This is a genomic window from Alicyclobacillus sendaiensis NBRC 100866 (genome assembly GCF_001552675.1).
In the GTDB taxonomy this organism is placed as follows: Bacteria; Bacillota; Bacilli; order Alicyclobacillales; family Alicyclobacillaceae; genus Alicyclobacillus; species Alicyclobacillus sendaiensis.
Window position 1 is genome coordinate 30,563 of record NZ_BCRQ01000015.1, and the last position, 16,692, is coordinate 47,254.

The window sequence follows — 16,692 nt, forward strand, 5'->3', positions numbered from 1 at the left end:
CCAGGGAGGGCATCGGTCGTTATAAAACCAAATCATGTCGCGTACGCCGTCTTTGGGGACGACTCCTCGAAAAACGTGAAGTCCTCGTTTCCTCATCGGTACGACCCATACTGAAGAATCCAACGGTTTACGAGAATAGATCGGCTCGTAGTCGCGGTTAAACAATTGCATAGTGCCGTCTTCAAAGATCGTTACTCCATACGGCAACTCTTTCCACAGAAATTGGATGAAATCGTTCTTGGACATACGACCCATTTATTCCACCCCGCCTCTCTCCCTCACGACTTAAACAATCTAACTAACATTCGTAGGGGGAGCTTAATAGTAAAAAAGATAACCCGTAAAGGATTTATAGACTTTTTTGCAGGTTATAAAGTCTATAAATCCTTTAATTTTATGTTTCTCTAAACCCTATTGTTGTTGTTGTTTAACTTCATAATCCTTGATATATAAAGGATTTCTACTCTTAAACTCATAACATCTTAAACATTCCCAGACTTACCCTCCTCACCTTTTAAGCTGTCGTTAAAGGTCTTCTATAACCTTTAACCTGCTATTTTTCCGTTATAGATCTGTATAGCATGGAATCTTTTTCTTTGCGCTTCAACGCAACCTCCTTATCTTGGGTTTCGCTCCCGTTGTGTTCCCTGGAAACTACGTGTAGGGATGAGTTGCGTCGAAACCCTCGTTGCGTTCCATATAATGGTCCAAACCACAGAGTTGTTCCTCTGTCCCACCCTTCTAAACTTTGCAAGATGGAGTTGATTCGGGCGGCGTCAGCCTTTGTCATGGCACGCCTCTCCCCTAGGCACTCCCGCCATATCTCTAAGGCGCATACGCGGTCACGTGGAACGAGTTTGAGGCTCTCGGTTTGCATTTCGCCGCCCCAATACATTAACCGTCGACCCAGGCTCCACTTCGACCAATCTTCCGGGACGGGTTTCTGAAGAAACTCCTCGATGATGCCTTGCAATGGGTCACGCTCCAGATGAATTTCGCGGCGCCGGTCGGCTTCCGCCTCCAATTCCTTCGGTAGCGTCAAAGGTTCACCGAGGCGCCAGCGCATCACGGCCTCTGCCCAGATCTGGTCGACAACGTGGTCGTGCAAATCGTCATAAGAGGACAGCTTTGGTTCTTGGACTAAAATATCCACGGGCCAAAAACGGCGATTACCTGTCTGATCGCGTAGATACTCATGGTCGTTCGTCGTGCCGAAAAAGATACAGCGACGAATCTGACTTTTGACGGTTCGAGCGTACGCCGGTCGATATTGGTCCTCCTCTTTACTTAAGAACTGCTTAATGCGATTGACGTCGCTTTTGTTGAACGCCTGAAGTTCAGCGATTTCGACAATCCACTTTCCTGCGATGAGCTCTTCTGCTTCCTTGCCTTCGAAGCTTTTGATACTATCCGTAAACCACTGTCGCCCAAGACGACGGAATAACGTGCTTTTTCCCTTGTTCTGCGGCCCGCTCAAAACGGTCATAACGTCAAATTTCACGGGCTTATCACTCATGGCACGCGCCACAGCTGCAACTAATGCTTTACGCGCAACCGCCCGCGTGTATGGGCAGTCTTCTGCGCCCAAATAGTCGATATAAATGGTGTCGAGTCGCGGTACGCCGTCCCATTTCAGGCTCATGAGATACTCTCGGACCGGATTGCGTGCATGTCGCGCAGCGTGTTCATATACAGCTGCTTCAATGATCCGACTCGGCTTCATCCCAAGAAGAGAGTCTAAATACACACTGAATCCCGCGTCGTCTTGCGGTCCCCAAGGCTGTTCTTCCGTCTCGTGCATGCGTGTTCCCCACGGCAATGGTGGAACCACCATCAGTCGATCCGCAAACGTGTCCAAATAGATGCGCCCCTTGAGTGCCGGGTCGTTCTCAAGGACCACTTGCACGTTATACGCGCTCTTCTCCGGCGCGCCGGTGTTCGGGTTGCGCTTTAGCTTCCTCAGCCAACTGAGGTCGGTCCCCGTAGACGCCGTCTCCGCAGCTGCTCCCGAAACGCCGACGTCTGCCGCCGGCGCTTCCGAGGTCGCGGTGATTTCGTCCGCAAACGCCTCGCGCACTTGCGCGTAACGCTCGGCATCGAGCACGGCCATGACGTCCGGGTCCTGGATGGCGAGTTGCCGCATGGCGGACCAGCTGGGCAGCTTTGCGGGCGGCGTGCCGGGTGCGGCGTCGTCATCGAGGTCGCCGAATTTGTGTAACCGCACCAGGTCCCATGCGTTCACGAGCCGCCCGCTGACTGGATCCGTGGCGTGGTGCGAGTACAGGTACAATCCGTTGTCGTACACGATGGCGCCACCGGTCGTCGTGCCACCTGTGTAGGTATAACGGTCCGGGTGTTCGGTCGGCTCATACACGCCGGGCAGGTATTTGTCCATCGCGCGATAGATGTCGTAGACCTTGCAGAACGCCCCGACGATCCCCGTCTTAGTGGTCGGGTCGGCTTGTTTCGTCGCGCGCTTGACCTGCGCGTCATGTACGCCTGGCACTTGCGGCCACTCCGACACGTCTCGCCAGTTGACGTACATCGCCAGGAGGCCGTCCGTGTCGACGAACGGCTTGTCTCCGTAGTGGAAGACGTACTGGCTGTCGGCGCAACAGGATGGCCAGTACATGAGCCGTGAGGCCTCGAACGTCGTCGGGTCGCATAGCTCGATACCGAGAATAGATGCGAGCTTCCGCGCGACCGGCTCATATTCATCTGCCGTCGCCGTGCGGCTGAGTGGGAAGAGCGCGCGTAGCCGTGGTTTCGCCGGTTCGTGCTTGCGGGTGCTGTAGACGACGTACGCGCACCCGAGGGCCTCCAGCCGGCGCAGGACGTCATCCGTGGCGCCTGCGGGAATGTGGTCGAGGTCGAGGGTGATGAGATCCCGCCCCGCTACGTTCGCGGCCTTGCGGCGGTCTCCGTGGAACCAACCGCCGACAAAGCCGCCCACGTCCTTCAGATCGTCCTGTTGCGCCTTAGGGAGCTGGAGGTATTGCTCGAGCGTCTCCGTGCCTCGCACCGGCACGCGCAGGCGTTCGACGAGCTCCGACCAGTAGATTTGCTGGGCCGGCCAATGCGTGGCCTTACGACTGCCTGCCGCTGCGATGGTGAGAAGTTTGTCGTATTGCATCGTCACCACATCCTCATTCGTCCAGTTCGATGACGGGCATGCCGAGCTGTTGGGCAATCACATACTCAAGCCGCGCGCCGCGGGAAGACTCCCAGCCCGGTAGCATCGCTACAGCGTCTGCGTCGAGTAGCATCCGGAGCGCCCGACGCATGTACCAGGCCCACGGTTGATGCAGGTCGGTCACGCCTTCCGCGGGGTTCAGCGGCTCACCCCCCAGGGCGCGGATGACCTCCGCGGCGCGAAAGAACGCAGGATAGTTGTAGTCGGGTAGCCCGGTCATGGGACCCGCTATGTAGACTTTCATTCGGTCTCACTCCTACATAGAGCCGCCAACAGTTCAGCGCTGACGGCTCGTGTCATGTTGTGCGAACATGCTCTCGGCTACTCGTCAATTTCTATTTGTGACGCGCGCGGGCAGTAGTACAACCACACGTTGAATGATGGGCGTACTTCTACGAGATATCGGTCCACCTTCGCCATGTTTTTGGCCTTGAGAAAGTGTTCCGGCGTTCCCTTTGGTGCGTACGCGAGTGCCGAATGTCCTGCCGGCACGAACGCAATGACGGTGCCCGTCATCTGCATTCGCTCGCCGCGGCGTCGGATGAACCATCGAACCCTTGTACCAGGCCCTAGTTGTTCATTCATGTTTCTAGTCACCTCACATCCATTCCAGAAGCGTGGAAGAAGTGTCGTGCCGTCTTGGCCTCCATAACACCCACGCATAATCCGCGCTGTCAGTGCCTCGACCTGTAAAGCTCGGGCGTTTGGACAACACGTACACAACTTGAAGTCAGTCCCGGCTTGTATGTCGAAGGCTGTCACCACTGCGCCGCGGTCTTGAAGCGCCCGAGCGATTTCACCCGCTCCGGCGCACGGCTCGAGTACCGTCTTGCCGTGCACCAGCGGTCCGATCTTGTCCAACAGAGCTTCAATGACCCATCTTGGCGTTTGATACGCGTCATATTCGTGTCGTGCTGTGCCGCGGTTCGTTGCGCTCATGTTGAGTAGGCCTCTCTCCTGTTAGTACTTCCGGCCGCCGTGGCGGTACGCCCGTGCCTTGTTCCGCGCCATTTTGGTTAAAAGCGCATCCGCGAGATTCAGTCCATGTGCGGCGGCAGTGTCGAATGTGCGGATGACGACATCGGCCAGTTCCTCGGCCACTTGCTCCATGCCATAACCTTTGCGGTCCGCTTCAAGCGCTTCGCTGACTTCGGAGTGGATGAGCGCGAGGTGCACCGGCAATGGTGTTTCAGTGTCGTGCCAGCCTTTGCTGCGCGCGGTGACGTGTACGTCTTCGATGAGCGCCTCGAGCACCGTTCGTGCTACGTCCTCGTGGCACACGAGGGTGAAGGTGAGCGACGGTTCGAATTCGGATTCACTAGTGGCCTTCTCGTCCGGCTCATCGTGCGCGGTATCTTGTGCAGGATCTTGTGCGTCCGTGACCTCCGTATCGGCAACTGGTGCGACCTCGACTGTGTGGACAGAGAGTTGACGACGTAGCTCGTCAAGCGCGGCTGCCTCCGCGTGCATATCTCTAATGCCCCACCGTTCAAGGGCTTGGTAGCCCTGACTGTGCGAGTTGAAGAGCTCTCGAATGGCCTGGGCTCGACCTCGACCATTCAATCGCAACGTGAGGTACGCCTCCTGCGTCGGTTCGGGCTTGTCCTTGCGCTTGTTCCCATATCGCTCCTCGAGGTACGCTTCCATTTCGGCTTTGCTCATGTGATACACCACCATTTCGCTGGATTGCTCCGCCGCGCGCTCCCGGTCCGCGTGTGGGACCGGGGTGCCGGCGAGCGTGCGGTGATAATTCCGATACGTCACGACTTGTCCACCTCGCGTTTGCGAGGTCGGGCTTTGCCCTGGTCAGGGTGACGCAGGATGTAGTCGAGCACGCGGACCTGTTGACCGACGACATACGTGAGCTCAATGACCGTGGGCAAGCCCTTGTGCATTTTTAGCGGACGCGCTTCGACGATGACGACATCGGAAGTGACGGGAGTGCCCATTCCGCCCCACCTCACTTGGTCATGACCGCAAGTAAGACTTTGCGGTGCCCGTTTCGTTGGGAAAGTAGAAACGGCGTCTCTGAACCGTAGAATTCAAATTCGACTTCGTTGCTGTCATCCAACTGTTGCAGCGCCTGATGGAGCAGCTGCGCGTTGAGCCGTAGCCAGAAGGACATGCTGGCCTGACACGGTACATCCTGTTGCAGTTCGTGCCCCTCCGCGCGCGCAGAGATGACGGCTTTTTCGATGAACCCCTCGATTGTCATCCGGAATTCGAGATCACGGCGTTTGACTAATTTGTAAAGCGAGATCACAGATTCGAGTGCTTGCATCCAGGCCTTGCGATCAAGCGTGCCGCTCGCAATAGGTGTCGACCGCGGAAAAACCCGTTCCACGTCGGGGTAATGCCGCCCATCTACATGGTGTACAAGCGGCCGAATGGCAATCTTATGCCCGTTGTCCCAATACCAGATGTGGCTATCATTCCAGGCCATGTAGGCCCCTGAGTACCCGAACAGTTTTCCGAGTGTCGCCGCGTAGGAGGCGGGTAGGACGAGATCTTGAGGCCAAGACTTGTTTGTTTTCGCCCAATATGCAGACAAGCCGTCCGATGCAAACAGCGAATCGCCGCGATGGCAGATGTTCTGCAGGATCGGTCGTGCTTCCGACTTCGCTGCCGAGAGCGCCGCATGTTCAAGCGCATCAAAGTAGTCCCTGTCACAATTGATGGCCTCGCTTGTCGGCTCCGGCGGAGCTTTCGGGAAGTCCTCGGGCAAGATTTCAGGATTGAGCACCATCGGGCCCAGGCGTGGCCGGTCGCCGAATTGCAAAGCGGTCGGCGCCTTGATGTTTAGGATTACGTCACGATGAAGTACCGCGGCCGCCGACGTAGACACCGTCACGTCAGGTAGGAAGACGGTTCGTTGATAGTACACATCGCTGTTTGCCGCTTCGATGATCAGGTCGTTGCCTTCTGCGGTGATGCGGATGTGCTCGAATGTACGGACAGGGTGTTTCTTCGGGGCAAGCCGCGCGGCGGCCTTCATGGCAGCGAGAATGGGTTGCGTAATTTCAACGGTCAAATCAGTGGTCGTTGTCATGCTTCTTGACTCCTTTCGATGATGCGGTTGAGGTACCAAACGGCCTTTTCAAGGTCTTCCTTGCCGCCTTTGTGCTGATAACGCGAGAGATACTTGATGGCGTTGCCGATGCAGTAACCTTCAAACCGTTCCGGTCCGAGCTTTGCCTCGATGAAGTCGATCGTCTCGATGCCGCCGGTTACGTAGTGACGGGGATGGTTGACCGGGTCGTATGTAGGGGATTCTGGATGTAGGATGGTATCGGTCAACCGTGTAACGACGTCTTCAGGGTCGAGTTCGCCGGCATCGACGCGCGCCTTTAAGGCGCGTAAAGCGCGTTCCCACAGTTCTCCCATGGTGTCGCCTCCTCCATAGGCTCGAGTTCTTCCAGCCAGAAGCACTCCCGGTATCCAAAGTCGAGCATTACGGTTGCCCAGCCTCGAGGAGAGATGTACTCGATGGTGCCGTCCACGTAGCGATGTCCAATGCGCATGCCGAGTCGGTCGAGAGCCGTGACGCGTTGGCCCACTGTGAGTGCGGTGTCTCGCATGTGTCGTCCTCCTGTTCATAGCAGCAATAGTCGTGTACACCGTATCGATTCAGAGGCTCTTCAGTCGTGCGGCCGCAGTAGAAGCAGGTTTCATGCAAGGCCATCAATCCTTTCGGTAGTACTCGCAGACAAAGCCCTCGGCTTTCAGCGGTAGCCCTGGCGCCCAGTCGATGGGTTGGCCCATGATGTTCGTCACCGCATCGATGTCTGCGTGTTCAGCCGGGACGTCAAGCACGATCTCGTCATGCACGTGAAACGCGATTTTGTAGCCCGCCTCAGCAAGGCGCATGAGCGATACCGCCAAACAGTCGCGGGCGATGGCCTGCACCAGGTTCTCGACGAGCTTCCCGCCCCACGTGGACGTCCGCTCCGGTTTGCCGCTTTTCATCGCGGTGCCTTGATAACTCAACTGTTCGTTCCCACGGTCGTTGAACTCGATGGCAGGTCTCGCGTAATAGAGCTTGCGCCCGCTTGGTAGCCGCACGGTGAGCCAATCCTGTTGACCATCGCCCTCTCGTGCGAAGATGAGCCCCCGCACGCCGATGGCTTGTCCCGTGCGCATCACCTCAAGTGCGGCGTTTTCGACGGTGTACCAGAGGTCAACGATACGTCGGTTGGCGGCGCGCCAGCGCTGCACGATTTCAGGCAGTTCATCCTCTGTGAGACCTTGTTTCAACGCGCCCATGTTGATGAGCGCCCCTGAACCGCCGCCGTATCCAAGCGCAAGCGTTGCGACCTTACCTTTCTGCCTCAGCTCGTACTCCGGGTTGCCCTTGACGATCCGCTCGAGCGGCACGCCGAACATCTGTGCAGCCGCGGCTTCGTAGATCTTGCCGTGGGTTCGGAAGACCTCGAGCACCCATTCTTCTCCCGCCAGCCATGCCGTGATGCGCGCTTCAATCGCGGAGAAGTCGGCGACGACGAAGAGATGTCCCGGAGAAGGGATGAGCGCAGTCCTCGTCAGCTGCGAGAGTGTGTCCGCCAGGTTGCCGTAGATCACCCGGATGGCATCGAGCTTGCGCGCCTTGACGAGGTCTCGTGCGAAGGACATGCAATCCAAGTGATTTCTTGGAAGATTTTGAGGTTGAATGAGTCGCCCCGACCATCTCCCCGTTCGATTGGCCCCATAGAACTGGAGCAATCCGCGCGCGCGACCGTCTGCGCAGGTAGCTTCTCGCATGGCCACGTACTTTTTGACCGAAGCTTTCGACAGTTCCTGGCGAATTTCTAGGATTCTCCTTACTTTCGTGTCGTCTGTCGTCTGTAGGAGGGCCTCGACGGTGTCCTTGCGGACGTTGTCGATGTCCTCCTCGAGCGCCTCACTCAGCCACTGCGTGAGCTGTTTCGTGCTGTTGGGATTGTTGAGTCCCGACAGCTGAACGGCCTCTTCCATAAGAGCCTGATTGATGCTCTCGCTTAGGCTGATGGCACCGTTCACGAGGTCCGTGTCAATGCCTACTCCGTACGCGTTGATGCGCTGATCAAGCACCCACAGCTGCTGCTCTTCTGCGGGCACCGGGAAGGCCGCCAGACGTCGTGCAACCTCCATCTCAACCTCGACGTCGCGTCGGCAGTACTCCTTGAAGAGCGCCCACTTTTCGGGCTCGTGATACGGAAGCGTCCGTGTGCGACCTCCGTTTGCCTTGGTCGGCTTACACGGCATACAGAACGTTCGGATCAGCGCAGCGCCGACGCTCATCTTCTGCTTGTCTTCCTCGAGTTGGAGCGCTTTGGCGACATTGGCGAGACCCATCGGATATCCGCAGTACAAGCCGTGCACCATGGTGCAGCGCCACTGCTCGATCGGAGATGGCCAGAACCGATTGATGCAGTACCACTCAAAGGCCGCGTTGTAGGCGTGTTTAATCACGCCCGGGTCTTGCAGCGCCGACAGAATGTCTGCCGGCAGCTGCTCGCCCTGAGCCAGGTCGACGACCTCAACGGGCCCTCCGTCAAACGAGTACGCAAACAGCAGGATCTCGAAGTCAGGACTTTGCGCGTACTTGTACAGGCCGCTTTTCTTGATGTCGACGCTGGAGAACGTCTCGATGTCCACGCTCAAATGTCGCATCGCTCACAACCCCATCACGCCTCCGCTCAGCGGTTGGCCAGTAATCGGATCGATGGCAGGTTTCGTAGCCGTTGGCGGCGCAGTTGGTGTGGTAGTCGTAGCTGGCGTGAAACCATCACCGAAGGCCTGCGCGGCACTGATTCGTCCGCCGAGTGGTTCACCATCTGCGACCTTTTGCACTGCGTTCAAGCCGCATCCGATACCGCGGTTGCCGTTCGTATTGAAGGCGAAGAAGGTGATCGACACGCGCCCGTACATGCCGCTGTAGATTTGCGTTTGGTCGAGAATCGGGCTCAGATTGAGGTCGACCACTTCGACCGGCTGTTTGCTGGAGGCGGTGACTACCCAGTGACCCTTACATTCAGGTCCAAATGGTTCGCCGTTCGGGCGCACGCCGTCTCCGTCGTGGACCGGGATCTTGAGTACCGGGGGCCGCACGCCTCCCCACTTCGAGAGGACGCCTTCTTGGATGGCTGCTTCGATAGCCGCATCGATACGTTGCTTCGTTTGCACGTCGGATTTCGGGATGAGAAGCGTCACGCTGTACTTCGGCTCCTGTCCGGGATTCGCGGCATACGGTTTCGTCAGATGAACGTAGCTCAGACGCACTTGTCCAGTAGTCACGGCGGTCGGTTTTGTCATCCTTCGTCTCCTCCAAAGGCCTCTTGGGCCGTAATTTTCGCGGTGATCGCGGGACGCTTGTCCGATTCAGGCACGAGTGTCGGTTTGCCAGGTTCCTTCCTCACGAGTCCCGGTTCCTCAAGCAGTTGACGATACTGCGCTTTGCCGAGTACCTTTTCGAGTTGCGCGACGCTTAACGGTTTGCGCTCATAGAGCACCGCTTCATCGATGCCGGCGTCGATGAGCGCCTTGAACGCGGCGTCTAGGTCGACGTATTGCCGCGAACCGCGACCTTCGACGGCTTTCCAGCCGGGGATCTCGTTGCCGGCCAAACACTGCTGCAGCGCGTACTCTTCGAGATCCGCCACCCACTCTGCCAATGCTTTGGCTCGACGCAGAATTTCCCCGACCTCGCTGTCGGTGATGAGCGGAGGCTTCGCTTGTCCGAACTCCTCAAGCGCCAGGTACTGCTCAGCACGAGCCCGGCAGACGGACTTCGCGCGACAGAAGCGACAGTGTTCGCCCGCCTTGAACTCACCCTCGCCTCGATACGCCATTTCGGCGATAGGCTTGATAGATGCGCCCCATGCGAGCAGATCGTCGACGGAGATCGTCTCTTCGCTGATGCTGTCGAGACGAGGTTGAACGATGGCTGTGTGAATTTGCGCGATCGGGTACAGGAAACCGTACTCCTGCAAGGCGCCGAGCGCGTAAAGACGCATTTGTGGGTTGCCTTCTCCGCTCACTCGCACGCCTTTCCCGTATTTCAGGTCGATGATGTGTAAGGTTTCGCCGCCGATCACGATGCAGTCGCCGGTCCCAAAGCCCTCAGGTGCGTAGGTGCTGTAGTCAATCTGCTTCTCTACCGTCACGTAAGGTGGCACGCGATAGCTGTGCACGATACCAAGGACGTAGTCGACATAGCTATCCGTGTAAGTGTCCATTTCAGCACTGTAGAGCGGATGCGACTCGAGTTCTTTGCGGCGTTTGTTGAATTCTCGAGTGTTGAGATCGCCCAGCTTCAGCGCCTTGCGCAGCTTCAACTCGGCGAGCTCGTGCGCAAGTGTCCCCTCGGCCGCGTACTCGCTTGTCGTGTCTGGAAACTGTTCACACAGTCGCGCACTCGGTGGACAAGCCAACCATCGATGTGCAGCGGACGCGCTGAGCAGTGCGTGGGGTCGCTCTGCGTGTATCCCGACCACTAGAGCTTCGCCCCCATCTCGCGTAGCTTTGTCGCGAACGCACCGTAGTGTTCAGGCGCCAATGCGGTAAGTGCTTGTGCGCCGAACGACTGGAGCAGTTGGATGAGCTCGTCCCGTCGGCCGGCGTCGACGAGCTGTGTCGCGGCGACCGCAAGCTGCTCCAACGTATAGGTCGGCGCGGCTGTCGGCACGGCAGCTGTGGGCGCGGACGACGGCGTGGGTGCCGCAGATTGGGTTGTTGTCGCGACCGGCGCCGTTGCCGGAGTCGCCGTGGGTTGAGGGCTCGGCGGTGGCGGAGTCTGTGCAGTCACCTCGGATACGGCCCGCTCATGCGCCAGCGAGGCCTTGGCCGCCTCCGCGGAGACGCCCATGGCGAGGACGGAGGCGAGCTCGAGAATGGCGTGCGTCAGTTCGGGCGCTTCGATGCGTACGGTCAGCTCCATGTCGTCTTCACCTCCTCCGCGGCGATCGCCGCCTTTGCTTCAGCCAGGAGTTTGTCCAACGCGCGCTGCAGCGCCCGTTCCGGATGCAGTGCGTGGCTGTCCGACGGTGCCAGCGTACGGGCGTCAAAGGTGCTGAGATAGTTGCCTCGCGTTGTGGTGATGCGGACATCGCACATCCGTCCGCGGATTCGCTCAATGCGGCCTTGACAGCCTACCGAGTGCTCGGCGTGTGGGCCGACGATGACGGGTTGTCCGACGTAGAACTTGTGCATGCCTGTCCCTCCAGTCGCTCGATCTCGTCGAGCAGTTTGATGACCACTTTGGCGGGGAACCGCAGTCCCCAATGGCCGTAGCGGCGTACCAGCTCTCGCACGTCCGCCACGGTCACGCTGTCCCAGATGTCGGGCTCAGCAGGGGCTGGCGGAGACACAGGCACGTCTGGTACACTTATGGCGGTGGTTTGTGTCAGACGTGCTGTGCCTGGGTTCCCGTTGCCGCGGGAACCCTTTTTCCGTTTGCCCCTGCGTCTGTTGCCCATGCGGGTCACCTCCTTTCAGGTACTTCGTTTATGCAGGAATTTCCGTCTACACATCGAAACTGTCACCAGGGGAGCGGAAGTCCTGGAGGCACGTTATGGAACCAAAAGACTTTTTCAAGGGTGATTCAGCAGACCTGAAATGCCCGGGTTGTCGGAACAAATTCTCAGTGGCAGCTGAGAGTTTGTTCATACCAGACACTGTCGTGCGTTGCCCTCTCTGCAACGCTGAGATCCGTTTGGACAATCGCGAAGCGATCGACACGGTGCAGCGGACACTGGACGACTTATCCAAGTTGCTTAGGAAGCAAACGACGCATATCAATCTGAAACTTTAAGCAGCGAACCGTTCCCCTCCCCGTTTTGGGGGCTCAAAATGTCTGCCAGTTCTCGCAGTTGATTAGCTAGCTCACTCCTGTCGAGCGCAACTTTGATGGTGTATAGGTTTCCACGGTTCGTGGCATCCGTTTTACTCTCAGTTACGTCTGACACCCAGAAGGGCCGAGGGCAGTATCGCTTTTCAATTCGAATGTGAGCTACTTGAGAGAGGTCAAATTCAGGGTGCAGGCGGAACTTGTCCAAGTCGGCTTCCGCCTGCTCGTAGCATTGATGCACGACAGGCGCTTCAATCTGTTCACCGTTTTGCAGGGTGTAAATCCGGACGTAGTAAGCGTCCATTGTGATAAGCCCTCCTTTCAGAACCATTGCTTCCAGATGAGCCACGCCGCATCGACGAGATCGGGATACTCGTGTTGCAAGAACTCAAGAAACATAGGGAAATCGTTGGGATGTGGGTCTTCAAAGCCGGTCTTGTCGCAAAACTCCATCAAGACGTCGTCACTGTCGATGGTGTTCATATGAAGCCCTCCTCTCACGCGATTCGTTTCCTTTGTATTCGCACGTAATGCTCTTGAAGCAGCTGTTTGCGTCGCTGATAATCCGGTACGGCCACCAGCAATCCAATGTCCACCCGCTGGAGGGCTTCGATGGCTTGTATTTGTTCAACCGTCAAGTACGGGCGAATGACAGCGTCCTTGTCCAGCCCGTGCAGTTGCCTGAAGGCTTTCGCGTCCATGCCGAGCACGATGCGATAGATCATGTTGATCTCGTTACTGAAGTGGTAATGCTTCGGCTCTTCATGCGCGTTCATCACGGCTTCCGTGAACGCCGGAAATTCCATCTTGGCGGCTTGCAGCGAGCGGATGAAGGCTTCCATCGCGTTGAATCGGGCGATGTAGGCTTCTTTGAAGGCTCTTGCCTTCGGACCCTTGAAGTCCATGACCGTCATTACGAAACCGTCTTTGGTCAAAAGAAACTCTCGGTTCCACCGCCCAGATGCGTCTTTGTATCTGGACTCCTCAAAGTTGAGGAGCCGAAATTGTTCACTCACCCCACTTGTGGGGGCAGTGATTTCGTCGATCGTACGCAGCACGTGGTCGTGCCGCCTTCCAAATTCCTCGGCAATTTGGCGACTGCTGCAAAACGCTTGCCCGTTACGCTCGTACAGTCGGTATTCAGGGTTGAGTATGAGCTTGGCCATCCATACGGCCTCCTTCCTTGATGGCACGAATGCTCTCCAACTCTGAAGTCACGCCTAGTTCCTCCATCACGATGGGGTAGAAGAACTGCGCCAAAACCTCGGCAAGCCGCTCTGGCTCGGGGTGTGGTACCTCTTCTACCGTGATCCGAATTCCTTTAGCGCGCTTGATTGGTGTCAGCCCCTTCCGCGTGATGGCCGTTCACACCTGGACCGGTCTTCGTGAGTTGACATTTGGCCCAAGGATAAAGTTAAGTTTCGCTTAAGTAGAAGGCATAAGACGGCCCTTCACCGTAAGCGTCACTTGCGCAAGTTCAATTGATGCTTTATAATAGGCGTCGACAACAAGTTTCCCTTAACTATCAGACAAATAAAAACTAGGGTCGTTCAACTCAGGAAAGAGCTCGTCCAGAGGAACACCAAAATAGTGCTCCATCCGTTTCATGATACGAATGCTTGGCAAGTAAGTACCATGTTCGATAGCTCGAAGGTATGTCTCTGTAATCCCGAGATCCGCTGCGACTTTGCGCTGCGTCCCTTTTTGCTTGCGGGCTTCCCGCAATCGAGCGCGCAAAGGCGTTGAGGATGATGTTTGCGTGACCATTTCGGGGCCTCACCTCCTTGTGCCTCGAATATAGCACTTAAGTATCGCTTAAGCAAGGGGGTGAATCGAAAATTTTATTTAAGGACGGTGAAGTACATGACGTTGGGGCAACGCATTCGGCAGACGCGCATCCGGCGAGGTTTAACTCAAAGTCAGATCGCAATGGCTTTAGGAGTCACCGAGGCAAACATTTCAAATTACGAACGGGATAAATCCATACCGCCAAGTGAGCGATTACAAAAACTTGCTGAAGTGTTGGGGGTTTCGGTAGACTATTTACTCGGGCGTACTAATGACCCGCACGGGTATTCCCAAGATGCGGGTGAAGACGAACAATTGAGGGACGCAATTGAATTTATTACTCGAGCCCGGGATGAGCTCTCGGAGGAAGCGTATACACGGTTCCTTGAACTCACGAAGAAACTCGCGGAGGCGATGAGGGACGGAAACAAGCACAAATAACGACCATCCAGTATTGTCTTCTCCTCGATTTAATGAAATGGAACAGATCGCCTGTGTCGCTCTTGCGGAGATTGGAAACCCTAAACCACCAATTGATCTCGCACCTCTAGCTCGAATATTTGATTGCGACATACAATTCACTTATTTAAATGGCCCAGAAGGCTACACCGTTAGAACGGGTACAGGGTATCACATATACATAGCGACTGATTTAGAAGGCGACCCGCAAACCGTACATCGTAGACAAAGATGGACGTTGGCACATGAACTTAGTCATGTCATCGCTCATTGGAATCTGCCTTGGAATACGACCAAAACTTTGGACAGGGTTTCAAGGGGATTACTCAATATTCTTGAAGTCGAAGCAAATTGGTGTGCATCTCGACTTCTTATTCCTGATTATTGTTTTGAAACTCTTGAAGACCTTATCCCAAGTTATTTGGCAGAGAAGTGCGATGTTAATTTTACGCCGGCCTCAAAACGTATAGAACACTTGAGTTGGAGAGTTCGTAACCGACTACAAGCGCTTATTCCGGTACCGCTCGAAAGAGCAGCCGCATATTTGTTTTTTAAGGACACAGGCTCTTTCTCCTCCTAAGAAATGAAATGGAGGTCTAATTATGTCTTTATTTGAACAAGCCATTCAACAGATGAAGGAAGAAATGCTTGTAGAACTTGAACGGCGCCTGTGGGAACGACTTGAGCCGCGCATTGAACAAGCTCTGTTGGCGCGACACATGTCTATTGCGGAGCTTGCCGAATATTTGCACGTTTCCGAACCCACTGTACGCCGACTGATTCGAGAACGTGCTATTCCGTCCTTTCGAGTGCGAGGGCAAATCTTCGTTCGACAGGTGGATGTTGACGAGTGGATTCGACAGCAAGTGGAAAATAAATAAGATATGGTAATATAAAGTTTTATTTATATATTTTGCAAGAAGGGATGGGGTTGTTTGGCTAAAAAGAGCGCGGTCCGAGCTGTTGCTTACCCCCGCTATAGCTCCGATAACCAACGCGAAGAGTCGATTGATGCCCAGATGCGCGCGATCGAGGAATACTGTAGACAGAAGGGCTACGAACTAGTTGGGGTTTACCCAGACGAGGCACGGTCGGCGACGACCGATGATCGACCGAACTTTCAACGGATGATCCAAGATAGCGCAAAAGGACTCTTTGATGTGGTTGTCGTGCATAAATTAGATCGCTTTGCGCGCAATCGTTACGACAGCGCGTATTACAAACGCATTCTGAAGCGGAACGGTGTACGTCTTGAAAGCGTCCTGGAGCACTTGGACGATTCACCGGAAAGTGTTATTTTGGAATCAGTATTAGAGGGTTTGGCCGAGTACTACTCCAAAAACCTCGCAAGGGAAAGCCGTAAAGGATTGAAGGAAAACGCCCTAAAGGGCATGACAACAGGTGGACGGCCGCCTTATGGCTATCGAGTCAATCCAGAGACCAAGCGTTTGGAAATCGATGAACGTGCCGCAGAAGCCGTCCGAATCTTCTTTACCCGTATTGCCGAGGGGAAAAACAAGTCGGAGATCGCTGCAGAGCTCAATGAACGCGGCTTCCGTACCCAACGCGGGCGGCCTTTCACCATCAATAGTTTTGACGGTTGGCACTGCAACAAGAAATACATCGGCATTTATACTTGGGACGTACGGTCTTCAAAGCGAGAAGATGGAACACGGAATAATCATGATTTCAAACCAAGAGATGAGCAGGTTGCTGTGGAGGGTGTAGTCCCTCCCATCATTGACCGTGAACTCTTTGAGAGGGTGAATCAGATCATGGCCACACGGAAATTCAAACCGAGCTATTACAAAGGCGATGCGACGTATCTGTTGAGCGATAAGTTGTACTGCGGTCAATGCGGTGCTCGTTGTAACGGGAACAGCTATACCAACAAAGGAAGTCAGTATCAGTACTACACATGTTCTGCGAAGTGTGGTCTTCCGAGCATTCGTAAGTCTGACATCGAGAATGCGATCATCAAGCTTTTAGTTGACACCTATTTCACAGACGAATCCATCCAAATGATGGTGAAGAACACCCAAGCACTGTACGCAGAACAGCGTACGCAATTGAAACAAAACGAAGAAGCGCTGCGACGCGAGCTTTCGGAAATTAACCAGGACATTCAAGCCTGGATGAATTCGTTAAGAGGTATTAAAGATCAGGAGCTTGTCTGGTCGTACATCAATGAAGCTAAGGACCGGAAGGATGAAATCGAAAAAGCGCTTGTTCGTCTTGAAGTCATGAAAAAACGGGATTATCTGGACGACACGGCGATTGAGGCTGTGATCCGTGAAAAGAAGTACCAGCTCCTCCACGGAGACGACGCGGCAAAGAAGGCCGTCATACAAGAATTCGTCGACTCCGTCATCCTAACCTTCGACAACGGAACCGACGAATTCGACTGCAACTTGCGAGTTCGGGTTAA

Annotated in this window: 22 protein-coding genes; 5 read left to right on the forward strand and 17 right to left on the reverse strand. The window is 55.4% G+C overall.

Annotated elements, in window-relative coordinates:
- Positions 1-553: 553 nt before the first annotated feature.
- The 13 genes from AS26_RS04750 to AS26_RS04810 all read right to left on the reverse strand — a co-directional run bounded on the left by AS26_RS04750 (position 554) and on the right by AS26_RS04810 (position 11,380).
- Positions 554-3,133: a virulence-associated E family protein gene (locus tag AS26_RS04750; RefSeq protein WP_083515983.1), complete on the reverse strand. Its 2,580-nt coding sequence runs from the start codon at positions 3,131-3,133 to the stop codon at positions 554-556.
- Between the two features lie 13 nt (positions 3,134-3,146).
- Positions 3,147-3,437, reverse strand: a complete 291-nt coding sequence (locus tag AS26_RS04755; RefSeq protein WP_062306613.1) for a DUF4406 domain-containing protein — start codon at positions 3,435-3,437, stop codon at positions 3,147-3,149.
- A gap of 77 nt (positions 3,438-3,514) precedes the next feature.
- Positions 3,515-3,778, reverse strand: coding sequence for a hypothetical protein (locus tag AS26_RS04760; RefSeq protein WP_157068445.1), 264 nt, complete (start codon positions 3,776-3,778; stop codon positions 3,515-3,517).
- Positions 3,779-4,153: 375 nt separating this feature from the next.
- Positions 4,154-4,957 (reverse strand): nucleoside triphosphate pyrophosphohydrolase family protein, encoded by an 804-nt coding sequence (locus AS26_RS04765; RefSeq protein WP_062306618.1) that lies wholly within the window; start codon positions 4,955-4,957, stop codon positions 4,154-4,156.
- Positions 4,954-5,142 carry a hypothetical protein gene (locus tag AS26_RS04770; RefSeq protein ID WP_062306620.1) on the reverse strand — a complete coding sequence of 63 codons (189 nt, stop codon included), beginning with the start codon at positions 5,140-5,142 and terminating at the stop codon, positions 4,954-4,956. The genes AS26_RS04765 and AS26_RS04770 overlap by 4 nt, the downstream gene beginning before the upstream one ends.
- An 11-nt stretch (positions 5,143-5,153) precedes the next feature.
- Positions 5,154-6,242, reverse strand: a complete 1,089-nt coding sequence (locus tag AS26_RS04775; protein ID WP_062306623.1) for a hypothetical protein — start codon at positions 6,240-6,242, stop codon at positions 5,154-5,156.
- Positions 6,239-6,577 carry a DUF3310 domain-containing protein gene (locus AS26_RS04780; RefSeq protein ID WP_083515984.1) on the reverse strand — a complete coding sequence of 113 codons (339 nt, stop codon included), beginning with the start codon at positions 6,575-6,577 and terminating at the stop codon, positions 6,239-6,241. The genes AS26_RS04775 and AS26_RS04780 overlap by 4 nt, the downstream gene beginning before the upstream one ends.
- A complete protein-coding gene (locus AS26_RS04785) occupies positions 6,541-6,771 on the reverse strand; it encodes a hypothetical protein (protein ID WP_062306625.1) in 231 nt (76 codons plus the stop codon). The genes AS26_RS04780 and AS26_RS04785 overlap by 37 nt, the downstream gene beginning before the upstream one ends.
- A gap of 103 nt (positions 6,772-6,874) precedes the next feature.
- A complete protein-coding gene (locus tag AS26_RS04790) occupies positions 6,875-8,842 on the reverse strand; it encodes a DNA polymerase (protein WP_062306628.1) in 1,968 nt (655 codons plus the stop codon).
- A gap of 3 nt (positions 8,843-8,845) precedes the next feature.
- Positions 8,846-9,484: a DUF2815 family protein gene (locus tag AS26_RS04795; RefSeq protein WP_083515985.1), complete on the reverse strand. Its 639-nt coding sequence runs from the start codon at positions 9,482-9,484 to the stop codon at positions 8,846-8,848.
- The gene (locus tag AS26_RS04800; RefSeq protein WP_062306630.1) at positions 9,481-10,665 is read right to left on the reverse strand and encodes a DUF2800 domain-containing protein; all 1,185 of its coding nucleotides are present in this window, start codon (positions 10,663-10,665) and stop codon (positions 9,481-9,483) included. The genes AS26_RS04795 and AS26_RS04800 overlap by 4 nt, the downstream gene beginning before the upstream one ends.
- Positions 10,665-11,108, reverse strand: a complete 444-nt coding sequence (locus AS26_RS04805) for a hypothetical protein (protein ID WP_062306632.1) — start codon at positions 11,106-11,108, stop codon at positions 10,665-10,667. The genes AS26_RS04800 and AS26_RS04805 overlap by 1 nt, the downstream gene beginning before the upstream one ends.
- Positions 11,099-11,380: a hypothetical protein gene (locus AS26_RS04810; protein WP_062306635.1), complete on the reverse strand. Its 282-nt coding sequence runs from the start codon at positions 11,378-11,380 to the stop codon at positions 11,099-11,101. The genes AS26_RS04805 and AS26_RS04810 overlap by 10 nt, the downstream gene beginning before the upstream one ends.
- A gap of 361 nt (positions 11,381-11,741) precedes the next feature.
- On the opposite strand from AS26_RS04810, the gene AS26_RS14920 reads away from it, so the two are divergent.
- The gene (locus tag AS26_RS14920; protein ID WP_157068446.1) at positions 11,742-11,981 is read left to right on the forward strand and encodes an MJ0042-type zinc finger domain-containing protein; all 240 of its coding nucleotides are present in this window, start codon (positions 11,742-11,744) and stop codon (positions 11,979-11,981) included.
- Here AS26_RS14920 and AS26_RS04815 read toward each other — a convergent pair.
- The 4 genes from AS26_RS04815 to AS26_RS14925 all read right to left on the reverse strand — a co-directional run bounded on the left by AS26_RS04815 (position 11,965) and on the right by AS26_RS14925 (position 13,784).
- Positions 11,965-12,321: a hypothetical protein gene (locus AS26_RS04815; protein ID WP_062306638.1), complete on the reverse strand. Its 357-nt coding sequence runs from the start codon at positions 12,319-12,321 to the stop codon at positions 11,965-11,967. The two genes, AS26_RS14920 and AS26_RS04815, sit on opposite strands and share 17 nt — an antisense overlap.
- 17 nt (positions 12,322-12,338) lie before the next feature.
- Positions 12,339-12,500, reverse strand: a complete 162-nt coding sequence (locus AS26_RS14180) for a hypothetical protein (RefSeq protein WP_157068447.1) — start codon at positions 12,498-12,500, stop codon at positions 12,339-12,341.
- Positions 12,501-12,514: 14 nt separating this feature from the next.
- Positions 12,515-13,183 carry a Rha family transcriptional regulator gene (locus AS26_RS04820; RefSeq protein ID WP_062306640.1) on the reverse strand — a complete coding sequence of 223 codons (669 nt, stop codon included), beginning with the start codon at positions 13,181-13,183 and terminating at the stop codon, positions 12,515-12,517.
- A 352-nt stretch (positions 13,184-13,535) separates the two neighbouring features.
- Positions 13,536-13,784, reverse strand: a complete 249-nt coding sequence (locus AS26_RS14925) for a helix-turn-helix transcriptional regulator (RefSeq protein ID WP_083515986.1) — start codon at positions 13,782-13,784, stop codon at positions 13,536-13,538.
- A gap of 96 nt (positions 13,785-13,880) precedes the next feature.
- Between AS26_RS14925 and AS26_RS04825 the strand changes: the two genes are divergently transcribed.
- The 4 genes from AS26_RS04825 to AS26_RS04835 all read left to right on the forward strand — a co-directional run.
- Positions 13,881-14,246 (forward strand): helix-turn-helix domain-containing protein, encoded by a 366-nt coding sequence (locus AS26_RS04825; protein ID WP_157068448.1) that lies wholly within the window; start codon positions 13,881-13,883, stop codon positions 14,244-14,246.
- Between the two features lie 37 nt (positions 14,247-14,283).
- Entirely contained in the window at positions 14,284-14,844 is a 561-nt protein-coding gene (locus tag AS26_RS13775) for an ImmA/IrrE family metallo-endopeptidase (RefSeq protein WP_083515987.1), read from the forward strand.
- 22 nt (positions 14,845-14,866) lie between these two features.
- Complete coding sequence (locus AS26_RS04830; RefSeq protein WP_062306648.1) at positions 14,867-15,145, forward strand: helix-turn-helix domain-containing protein; 279 nt, start codon at positions 14,867-14,869, stop codon at positions 15,143-15,145.
- A 54-nt stretch (positions 15,146-15,199) separates the two neighbouring features.
- Positions 15,200-16,692: recombinase family protein (locus AS26_RS04835; RefSeq protein WP_062306650.1), on the forward strand; the 1,493-nt coding region annotated here is incomplete at its 3' end.